2 protein-coding genes and 1 pseudogene are annotated in these 11,727 nt (G+C 66.8%); all 3 read left to right on the top strand.

Annotated features, from left to right (window positions below):
* Positions 1 to 236, top strand: a pseudogene (locus FL311_RS35385) (peptidyl-prolyl cis-trans isomerase); the annotation flags it as partial.
* Positions 237 to 352: 116 nt separating this feature from the next.
* Complete coding sequence (locus FL311_RS35380; protein ID WP_194869492.1) at positions 353 to 1,153, top strand: peptidylprolyl isomerase; 801 nt, start codon at positions 353 to 355, stop codon at positions 1,151 to 1,153.
* A gap of 388 nt (positions 1,154 to 1,541) precedes the next feature.
* The gene (locus tag FL311_RS35375) at positions 1,542 to 11,669 is read left to right on the top strand and encodes a DUF6531 domain-containing protein (protein WP_141332100.1); all 10,128 of its coding nucleotides are present in this window, start codon (positions 1,542 to 1,544) and stop codon (positions 11,667 to 11,669) included.
* The last annotated feature ends 58 nt before the right edge of the window (positions 11,670 to 11,727 follow it).

Below are 11,727 nucleotides of genomic sequence, written 5' to 3'. Positions count from 1 at the left end.
CGGCGTTCGGCTTGAAGAAGGTGGGGGACACCAGCGCGGTGGTGGCGGAGGCGAAGGGGTACTCGGTGGTGCGGCTGTTGGAGCGCCGCGACGCGAGGGTGCCGGCGTTCGAGGAGGTGAGGGCGGAGGTGGAGGGGCGAGCGCTGCCGCAGTGGAAGCGAAAGGTTCTGGAAGGATTGCTGGCCCGGCTGCGTGAGACGGGCTCGGTGAGCATCGACATGCCAGTGACGCCCTGAGGGCGTGGTCGGGAGCGTCTGTGTATCTACGTGATTCGAATGGCGGTCTCGCGCGGCTCATTCCAGGGTTGCTCGCGGCGGCCCTGACGCTCGTTGCGTGTCGTGATGAGAAGGTCGTGGCCGAGGTTGGAAAAAGGGACGTGCTGGACGCGGACGTCGCGGCCTTCATTGCCTCGCGCAGCTCGAGAGACCGTCCGACGCCTGCCGAGGCACTCGATGCCTTGGTGGGACGCAGCCTCCTCGCGGAGGAGGCTCGGCGAGCTGGGCTCGACAGGGACCCGGAAGTCCAAGCGCGACAGCGGGCGTCCGAGCGCGAGCTGCTGGCTCAGGCACTCCTGGAGAAGCGTCTGGCGGAGGCGAGCACGGAGTCGAAGCTTCGCGAGCGCTACGCGGCGACACGAGAGCAGCTCGGCCGCCGCGAGGTCCATGTCCGACAGCTCCTGGTCCGCCTTCCACCGTCGGCGGATGAGCAGGCCCGAGCTCAGGCACAGTCTCGTATGAATGGCTTGTTCGCCCGGCTCGCGGGGGGAGAGCCGTTCGAGAAGGTCGCGCGCGAGAGCTCTGAGGACCCGAGCACCGCCGCACGGGGTGGAGACCTGGGGCCCGTGCTGGAGGGCCAGGTCGACGACGTGTTCTTCGAGGAGGCTGCGCGACTCGCGAAGGGGGAGCGCTCCCGGCCATTCGCGACGCCATACGGTTTGTATCTCCTGGAGGCGGTGGAGCCCGTGAAGCAAGTGGTTCCGAGCTTCGAGGAGTCCCGCGGGAAGGTGGAGGCCGAGGCCCGCCGCGAGACGCAGGGACGGTTGCTGGAGGAACTCCGGGCGCGAATCCCCGTGAAGCTCTACCCCGAGCGGCTTGGCCAGGATGGAGCCTCTTCCAGTGGCGTGGGGACGAAGGACGCGGGACGCGGGCGATGAGGCGTCAGGGGCGTGGCGCCAGGAAGTCTCTCGTCCGGGATGGCGGGCTCCATTGGGGCACGGGTGTGAGTGCGACGGGCAGGCGAGGAGAAAAGGGATGAACCAGGGTGCCGTGGGAGTCTGGTCGAGGTGGGTGTTCGCGCTCCTGGTGGTCGCGTCCCTCGCGAGTTGTCGCAAGAAGCCGGAGGGACAGGAGCCCCTCCCCAGTGAACCCGGCCCAACGCTGGGCGTGTCGCGCGCGACGCTCCCCGTCGAGTCACTCGCTCCGGCCTGTGCGGGCGTTCTGCCCGAAACCGTGAATCCGAGCTGGCGCTTGGGGGGGCTGTCGGTTCCCGGGGGAGAGGCTCGAACCGAGACCTTCGCTGCCTCGGACAATCTGGATGCCTTGGTGGTCCTCCAGAATGGCGACGGAAAAGGCGCGGGAAAGGCGCAGTCCGCGGCCGTCTCGCTCAATGGCGTCGCGGTAGGGACGATCTCCGCGGGCCAGGACCTGAAGGTCTTTCGCGTCACCCTCTCCGCGAGCAACCAGATCGCAGTCGAAGCCCAGGGGGAGGGTCGGGTCCGGGTCTCCGTCGCGATGCTGGGCACGCTTCCTTGCATGATGGCGGACACCGGGTATCTGCAGCCCGGGCACGCGCCGTCTCCCGCAGTTTTCGATTTCGAGCCCAAGGGTGTGGGGACGCTCGGAGTGCTGGTGGTGGACATGTTGGGCGAGACCGTTGACGCCCAGGTTCGCCTGAATGGAATGGATGTCCTGGCGGGAGTTTCTCCCTCGCAACGCCGCGTCCATGCGACCGCCATCTCCTTGAACGCCACCAATCGGCTGGAAGTCCTGGCGCAGGGTGGCGCCGACTCCAACGTGCGCGTCGCCATCTTCGATGCTGACACGCTCCCAACGGCGGTGTCCTTCACCGAACCCGAGGATGGTGCCTACGTCACCAGTTCACCCATCGTTGCCTCGGGAAAATATGGCAGCGATGGGAAGTCCTTGATCGTCAATGGCACGCCAGCCTGGCTCGTGGGCTCGGATGGCTTCAGGTCGGACGTGCCGCTTGTGGAAGGCGTGAACTCCATCACGGCGGTCATGGCGGATTCCTGTGGGAACGTCTCCCGGGTGTGTCGAGCCGTGGTGCTCGATCAGAATGCGCCCGTCATCACCGTGCGAGGGGTGTCCGATGGAGACGTGACGCGCGGCCCCGTGACGGTGGAGTGGGAGGCGGTAAGTCCCTACGTGGTCAGTACCTCGGCCACGCTCAATGGCGCCTCCATCGCGAACAACACGGAGGTGTCGGCGGATGGCGAGTACGAACTGCTCGTCACCGCGGAGGATCCCGAGGGCCGGGTAGCGATGAAGCGGGTCCGCTTCACGCTGTTGGTGCGGGTCCCGGTCGTCACCGTGATGGGTATCTCCGAAGGAGAGTTCGCCTCTCGGGTGGTGACTCCATCCATCCAGGTGGACAGCAACTATATCGAGGCGCTGATTATCACGTTGAACAGCGTGGGGCATCCCAACAACACCCCCATCCACGATGACGGCACGTACTCGCTCTACGTCGTCGCGAAGGACCGCGCCGCCAATTACGGCATCGCCACGGTGAACTTCACCATCGACCGGACCTTCCCGCTGGTGGCGTTGTCGGGTGTGGCCGAGGGGGCCGTTCTCAAGGGGCCTGTCGTGGTGAGCTATACCGCCACGGACCTCAACATGGCGCCGGAAGGGGTCGAAGCCCTCCTGGATGGCCAGGAGTATCACGGCGGCGACACCATCGCCGCCGAGGGGCCGCATACGGTGAGTGTCACCGCCCGTGACAAGGCGGACAATCGAACGGTCTCCTCCGTCTCCTTCACCCTGGACCGCACGCCTCCACTCCTCGTGATTGACGGAGTTCCCGAGGAAGGACTCGTCGCTCGGGTCGTGACGCCCGTCTTCAGTGCCACGGATGCGAATCCTGGAAGCGTGAGCGCGACGCTGCGTGGCGCGCCATTCGCTTCGGGGACGGCGGTGGGGGACGACGGGGACTATCTGCTCGAGATCCGAGCCGAGGATCAGGCCGGGAACGTCACGAGCACGGCCAAGAGCTTCGCGATCGACCGCACGCCCCCCGTCGTTACCGTAGAGGGGGTTGATGAGGGCGAGCTGCGCAGGACGCCCGCGACAATCTCCTGGACCGTCGCGGATGCTCATCCCGGCACTGTCAGCGCCACCCTGGATGGCTCGCCGGTGACGAGCGGTGGCACGGTCTCCGCCTCGGGAGCGCACGTGCTGGTCATCACCGCGACGGACCTCTTGGGGAACGTTCGCGAGGAGCGGAGGAGCTTCGTCATCGATGCCGAGCCTCCGGTCGTCACCATTCACAAGCCGGTGAATGGCCTGGTGACGCGGGCGGCAGAGGTGGAAGTCGAGGTCTCGGCGGTGGACGAGAGCCTCGTCGACCGCGTTCTGGTGGGAGGAGAGCAACTGGTCCGGGGGCCCGATGGTCTCTGGCGGCGGATGCATTCGTTGCTCGAGGGGACCAACCTCCTCGTGGTCACGGTCATGGATGCAGCGGGGAACACCGCGACCCAGAGCGTGTCGGTCATCCGGGATTCAGAAGAGCCGGTGGATGGTGGGGTTGCAGATGGCGGAACTCCGGATGGAGGTGCTGGGCAGGATGCGGGAACCCCGCAGTGGGATGCGGGAGGGCCGTCTCGCGACGCGGGACCCGCGGATGGCACTGACGCCGGCTCGGTGGGGAACTCAGATGCTGGCGGGGGCGTGGAGCCCGCTCCGGTCCTGGTGGTCGAGGCGCCGCAGGAGGGCGGGGTCTATGGGGGAGCCCACGTGGTCGTCAGTGGACGGATCGAGGGGGGCACACTCCCGCTGACGGTCACCGTACAAGGTGCGGGCATGGCGGTGAACGGTCGCGAGTTCACCGGCGCCTTGTCGCTCGCGGATGGAGACTACTCGCTGCAGTTCCGGGTGACGGATGCGCGCGGCCGTTCGCATACGCAGACCCGGTCCGTGGCAATCGACCGGCTTCCTCCTCAGCTCTCTCTGATCCCTCCACCTTCGGGGTGGGAGCGAATCGCGCAATCCCCGTACCTGCTCACGGGGACGGTGGGAGAGCGACATCTGTCTGAGGTGTTGGTGGACGGCGTTCCGGCGCGAGTCGTCGCGGGGACGTTCAGCGCCTATGTGACCTTGCCACCGCAGGTTCCCACGCAGGTCATCGTGGTGGCGCGCGACGTCGCGGGCAACCGCGCCCAGCAGACCGCCACGCTCACGCTCCGTGGAAGTGCTCCCCGGGTGGCCATCCTGGAACCTTCGGATGGCTTCGAGGCCTCGACGTCGGAGGTGACGGTTCGTGTCCGTGTCACCAGCGCCGCGCCGCTAACGAGTCTGAGGATTGGCACGGAGTCGCTTGATGTGTCGCCGGAGCGAGACGAATACACCACGACGGTGCGGTTGAGCCTGGGGGAGAACGTCATCCGCGTCACCGCGGAGGACACGCAGGTGTCCGAGGGGGCGACGGGAGGGATGGTCGGAACGGCGAGCATCACGGTGCGCTACCGCGACGCAAGTCAGGAGCCTCTCTCCGTGACAGGGGTCTCGCCACGAGGGGGCGAGCAGGGAATCGAGCCCGACTCGCTGGTGAGCGTGTCCTTCAACAAGCCTATCCGAGGTACGGCCCTGGCGGAACGATTCCAGGTCCAGGTGAATGGGGAGGGGGCGGCACTGCCTGGCGGCTACTCGGTGGCGCCCGGGGGACAGACGGTGTCTTTCATCGCCAGGGATCCGCTTCCCGAAGGGGCTCGACTGAGGGTGCTGGTGAGGAACCTCGAGCCGGTGACACCGCCGGGGATGGGCAACGCGGAGTTCTCCAGCGAGTTCACGGTGCGCCGCCCCTTGACGCGTGTGCGCGGGTACGTCGTGGATGCGGACTATCGGCCTTTGCCGGGAGTCAAGGTCTCGGTGGAGGGGACGACGCTGTCCACGGTGAGTGGTCCGGATGGCAACTGGACCCTCTTCCCGTCGCGCGGTGGTGAGCTGGTGCTGCGCTACGAGGGCGGCCTCACGTCCGAGGGACAATCGTTCCCCTCCGTGCGTCGTCGCCTGTTCGCCCAGGCCGAAGCGGACACGCTGGATGCTCCGCTGGCGCTGACCGCAGTGGATACTGCCTCTGCCCAGGTGGTCGATGCCTTGCGCCCGATGTCGATGGACTTCGCCGGGCGTCATCGAGGTCTGCGCGTGGACGTGCCCGCGGAGGGACTCTTCTTCGAGGATGGCGCGACGCGTGGGTTGGTGACCGCGACCGAGGTCCAGCCCTATGCCCTGCCACTGCCCATGGAGGGGCGCGCGGGCCTTGGCGCGCTCTGGCAGATGGGGCCCGCGGGGCTCAGGCTCCAGAAGTCGGTCAGCGTGACGTTCCCCAATCGAACGAATCTGCCCGCGGGGCGGTTGGCGATGGTCCTCGGCCATGATCCTCAGCGGCATGTGCTCAAGCGCGTGGGCTTCGCGCGGGTGAGCGCGGATGCGACGGTGCTGACTCCCGTGAGCCCCCTGGGGCTCACGTCCCTGGAGTTCGTGGGCTATGTGCCACTCGACGAGGTCCAGCATCAGGCGGTGGCCACTGCGCTGGGCTTGGACGCCGCGGGAGGAGATGCTGGGCAGTCGCTCGATGGCGGAAGTGGCCTTCGCGGCTCCAGGGAGGGAGTTCGCCCCGTGAGGTCATCGGAGCCCCTCTGGAAACAGCTCCTGTCGAATTTCGCGGTGACAGAGGCGCACGCCCAGCTTGGAGGTGGGTTGAATCAAGCCGCCTACACCGCCTTCGACACGCTGGCGGGAATGGCCATCCCGGGCGCGGTGACGGGCTCGGTGCGCGCTCCCCTGGAGCGTCAGCTCGAACTGGAGGTGAGCAGGCCCACGCTCCCAGGACAGGGAGCGCCTGCGTCCGAGCAGACCGTGACGCTGCCGTATTCGATGGCGCTCGATTTCCGGTCGCGCTTCGTCTCGATGGACCCCTACGAGGTGGCCAACCCCGAGACGGTGCTCGTGAAGCTGACGGCGGAGGGCCCACAGGGGCCGTTGCCGGAGCCGACTCCGGGCGCATGGCAGGCACAGGGCGTGGGCGAGGCGTCGGTGGCGCAGGATGTCGCATTGCCCGAGGGGCGGACCGTGCTGACCCTGTCCGCGCTGTCGAAGTCCGCGCATCGCCTCCTGAAACTCGAAGCGGAGCTGGTCCGGGAGCCGAGCGACGCGGGGCCCGTCCGGGCGAGGCTGCGGCTGCGCACGCTGCAGGACACCTTCAGTGACGTGGGAGACGAAGCGGTCCACAGCCCGGTTCGCTTCAAGAATCTGCGGGTGACGGTCACTGGTCCGGGGGGCGGTTCGGTGGGGATGACCGGGGCCTCCGGAGGGTTCGGCATTCCGGTGGCGGGCCTGACCGGCGGAGAGATGGGGATTGCTTGCACGGAGGTGCCCACGGGCCCGCGGCTGGTGGAGCGACTGGGAGATGATGGCGTCATCCGCTACACGCCGACGCTCAACCAGTTCCCCGTATGCTCCCAGACCTTCACGGTGAGCCCCGGGAGCAGCGCGCGTGCGGACATCCTGGTGGATGTGCGGATGCTGTATGGCGCGTTGACCTTCGTGAATCGGCGAGGTGAGTCACTGGGGTTGAACTGTGACGAGGACGCCTACAGCCAGAGGGCCCAGACGCCGGGAGAGTTCGTCGACATCGCCCTGCGCGACGTGAAGTCCACCGAGGTGCACTTCTTCCGCGAGGATGACCTCGAGCACCCCATTGCCACGTTCGCTGCGGGAACGCCGAATGGAGCAGTGTGTGGCCAGGGCTCGTATCAGCCCGGCGACCCGCATGGGTACTACACGCGGGTGAGGACAGGCCCCGCCGCGCGCATCCGGCAGGTGGCGCGCGAGCGGTGCAGGGATTTGGAGCGGGAGCGCGGAACCGTCGACGGTGGGGGTCTGAGCGAAGCGGACCAGGGCTATTACGACGGGAACTGTCGCGACAACCGGACCAATCACTTGCGGTTGAACCCAGGGGATCGCCTGGTGGTCTTCGCGGTGAACCACGCGACGGGCTACTCAGGGATGACCCACGTGACGGTGCCGGCCGTGAACCGTGTCGAGCGCTCCGCATCGGGGACCTGTCAGGCCGATGACGAGGCGGGGGGACCGCTCCAGGTGACGGAGCTGGGCGAGACGATGACGCTGTCTCGTTGCACCCAGGCGGAGCTGGGGATTCCCGCGGACCTCAAGCTCTATCCGCCCGAGCTCGACATCCGTGTGTCCAGGCGTCTGACGCCAGAGGGCGTTCAGGTCGCGGCACGGCCCAGCCTCGTTCGCCATGGTGGCGCGGGAACGACGAAGGATGACTTCCTTCAACTCGACACCCACTGGCGCGTGCGGCAGATGCCGGAGGTGGCGACCGACGGTGGCGCCGGGAGTGATGCAGGAGTGGTCGCGCACGCCGACGCCGGGCCGGACGAGGCGTCATGCCTGACGGTCGGCTACCTGCCGGATGGCGGTATCTGCGAGCCTGGGATGCTGCGGGACCTGGGCGCGCCGGGTGAGGCGCTGGAGCAGTTCTGCTCCGAGCTGCCCGCGTCCTCGCCCCACCGGGTGCTTGGGCGTTGCGACATGGGGACGCCGCGCGTCGTGGATGTGCCTCCTGGTGTTCCCGCGATCGCGGGGCGTGTGGTTCGTGTCACGGGGACGGCCGAGGAGCAGCCCGTGGTGGTGACGTTCCCGGTGCGCCCGGGCCGTCACACTGCCTCTGTCCAGACTCCGTTGACCTACGTGAACAGTCAGGGGCAGATGGCGACCCTGGGGGCGCTGCCGAGGGCCAACTACTATCTGCACGTCATCGGGCATCCGATGCTCGAGCGGGACAGGAACGACGACGGCTTCCTGCAGCCGGACGAAGTGAACGCGCCGCCGCCGAACTTCTGCGAGCCCGGCGACTGCACGAACCGGGATGGGATGCCGGAGTCCGAACCGGAGACCGGCGAGCACCCTGAGTCACTGCCGAAGTGGGCGGTGGGGTTGAAGAACGTCTACCGGCACCGCGAGTCGGATGGCTCGGCGCTGGAGCGGTATGACCGCGCCCGCGAGCATGAGTTTCGCGTGCTGGAGCTGGGCGCCGCCAGCATCGTCGCCGAGGGCGGGGAGCATGTTCAGCAGGATGGCGGCTCGACCGATGGGGGGCGTGTCCTCGCGGGGACTCGGCCCGAGGCCACGGATGATGACGTGGCGTACCAGTTCCTGCTCAATGGCCTGCAAGCGCCGGACGTTCCGGGCCGCGCGGGAACGGTGAGTGGCGAGTACCGGCTGCGCCTGGGAACGGATGACTTCGGCATCGAGTGCCCGGTGGAGTTCAACCCCGAGCAGCGGACGATCAGCGGTACCTGTGATGGAGAGTATCTCCCGGAGGTGCTGTCGGCGGCGGACATCCTGTACTTCGAGCTGTACCTGAGCGGGAACGCGGACAACGTGCTGTACCGCTTCAACTTCCATGGCATCTCGCCTCGCACGGACTTCGTGACGGCGGGCAGCGAGGACACACAGGTTCGTTCGCTGGCCAGAGCGACGCCTTCGGCATTGTCATCGCAGAGCGCGACCTCTCGGCCCATCTCCGTCAAGGCCATGGCGCAATTCGCCATCGAGCCGGATGTGATGACGGAGGGGACGATCCGCCTCTGTGAGGGGGCTGCGTGCACGAAGGACACGCTGCTCAAGGCCGCGGAGGTGCGGTACGTCCGGAACGAGGCAACGGGGGCAGGCCAGTACCAGGTGGTGAGGTATCTCGATGAGGCGGACGCGGATATCTCACAGCCGCTCATCATCCAGGCGAAGCCGGGTGCGAATGGCGCTGGGCGCTTCACGCTGCCGCTCGCCAATCACCTGGGGCGCATGCAGGACATGCGCGCGCAGGGACGAGAGGTGGTCCTGACCCTCGAGCCGAAGGCAGGGCCCACGGGCGTGAGCACTCCGATGAAGCGGGTGCTGGGCGAGCCGGTAGGGCGCTATACCTTCGTGAATGCCATGGCCGCCGGCCAGACGGTGTTCCAGGGCGTCAACCTCGCGGGAGGCCACCTCCGGGTGACACACGAGGACTTCTCGGTCCCTCATCTCGCGGAGACTGTGTCGTTCTCGCGGACGTTCAACAACCAGAACAATGAGGTGTCACCGCTCGGCGTGGGCTGGACTCACGACTACGAGGGGTTCGTCGTCGAGGAGGAGTTGGGACGTTACATCGTCGTGCTGAATGGCCAGTCGTATGACTTCCCGGTCTGCGCGACGGTGAATCAAGCGGGCTTTGCGGCGAGCGACTGCAGCACCGACAAGTCCCACGGCGGGCGCCTCACGGTTGATGTGGAGGGCGCGGAGTTCACGACATCGACGGGGATGGTGTACCGATTCAAGACCGAGTCGGTGCTCGCGACGGGAATTCCCGACCAGCGGCGATGGGTCCTGACCGAGTATTCCGATGGTCAAGGCTCGGATGAACCGAAGCAGGGTTGGACGACGCTGACCTACGTTCCGGACTCGGATCTCGTGGCGAGCGTCTCTCGTGCGCCGGGGCATGTCACCCTGGTCTTCGAGTACAAGGATGCCGACGTCAGGGGGAACGCGGAGAAGCTGCGACTGCTGGCACGCACCCGGAACCTGAAGCTGATGTCCGCCGTGGGGCTCTACCTGAACTCGAGCCTGCCGTCGGGCGTGGGGCAGGGTGTCAATCCCGCTGCCGCCCTGCACCGGGTCGAGTTCGAGCACGACGCATGGGGCAATCTGCTGAAGGCCGTGAGGCGGACGGGCCAGCCTCAACAGGCCTGGCGCTACGAGTACGAGCCTGTTCCTACTCTGGCGACCGGGTACTCGCGCTGGAGGCGGGTCAACGAACTCCGAGAGGCGCACTATCAGGTCAGCCAGGACTTGACGCCTCCGGCGTCGGGAGAGGTGGCCTTCTTCGACCAGTGGGTGGCCCACTACGCGAGTCAGGGGAACTCGAAGACGTTCGAGCACGTCGATCCGGCTGAGATCATCGACTCGGTAACGAGCTCTGGGAGCGGTCCTGCGGCCTACCAGTTCTTCTATCCAGAGAAGGGGAAGCGCCGGGTGACGCGCCCCGATGGGGTGGACGTGCTGCTCTCCCTGTCGGATTACGGCAGTGCCACGAGTATGAAGGCGGGGGCGCTGCCCGAACAGAAGACGCAGTGGCGGGCGGATGGGCAGATCTCCCCGGACGTCGTGACCCTCTCGAATCAGGCGGAGCTCAAGTACAACATCGATGCGGCTCATCGCCTGACATCGCTGTTTCTGCAGAAGGAAGCGGTCGGATACCGAGACACTCTCGGGGTGAAGGCTGGCGAAGCGCTGGTCCAGCAGACATTTACCCGTGACGTGAACAAGCAATTCGGGATTCCCGACCAGCGAATCACCCCCTCGCGGGATGGGCATCAGACCATCAAGACTCGCGTCACGACGAAAGGACAGGTCGAAGGTATCGCCTTCGTGAACAGTGACGGCTCGACGGCCTTGGATTCAGGGGTGCGCTCCTTCGGGAACGACGGCTCGGGGGTCCTCGTTGCGGAGACAGACGCGCTTGGGCAACAGACCTCCTACGGCTCACCGAACGAGCTTGGTCTTCCTCAGATCATCACACTGACGCACCCGCAGGCAGGAGCCCTGGGGTTGGCGACCCTGACCCGGAATGTGACGTACGACCGACTGGGGCGGGTCGTCGAGGTGAAGGAAAACGAAACCGGGGCTGAAGAGGCGTGGCAGTACGACAGTCTCGGGCGGGTGACGCGGCACTTCATCAAGGCGGAGCCGGCGCAGGACTGGACATACACGTACACGCAGGGGGCTCGGCGGACGAAGGTGGAGGAGCGTCTCAATGGTTCGCAGCCGCTCAGGACCGTGGAGACCTGGGAGGTCGTTGATGGTGAGCCAGGTGCGCGCGGCGTCTTCGTGGAAGAGCGCACGCCTTATGGCCCCCCTGGACAAGTGAAGGAGGCGGTCCGGAAGCGCCACATCCAGAACGGGCGCGTGGTGGCGACGACCGATGCCGTGGGGGTGCAGCGTGCGTACGAGTACGACGACTCTGGTCGGCTGACGGGGGTTCGCATCGTCGCTGCTGGGACGACGCCAGGGCCGGTGGGGGGGTACGAGAGCCGTTACCAGGACTTCGACTCGAATGGGAACGCCCGTGTTGTCGTGGATCAGAATGGGCTGCGTACCACGGTGGGGTACGATGTCCTCGGCCGGGCCACGTTCTGGGACTACACGGGATCCGAAACCGTGTCGGGAGAGCGTTCCTCGGAGGAGTACCAGCGCGACTTCGCGGGGAACGTGCTGTCCCGGGCCTTCGGAAACAATAAGTCGAGTCATGTCCTCGATCTCACCCCCGATGCAGTGGGGCGTGTGCGCTCCATGATGTCGCAGGGGTCGTGTCCCTATAAGTGTGTAGATGGCGAGGAGGGACGAGCGGGAAAGAGGGAAGCTCCTCGGTGAAACCAACCGAACCGGTCTCCTCCTGACAGAGGAGCCGAGGAGTTCCCCGACGTGGACG

It is taken from the genome of Myxococcus sp. AB025B (assembly GCF_006518215.1).
Classification (GTDB): domain Bacteria; phylum Myxococcota; class Myxococcia; order Myxococcales; family Myxococcaceae; genus Myxococcus; species Myxococcus fulvus.
The sequence above is the reverse complement of the archived record's forward strand: the minus strand, read 5'-3'. Positions and strand labels throughout refer to the sequence as shown.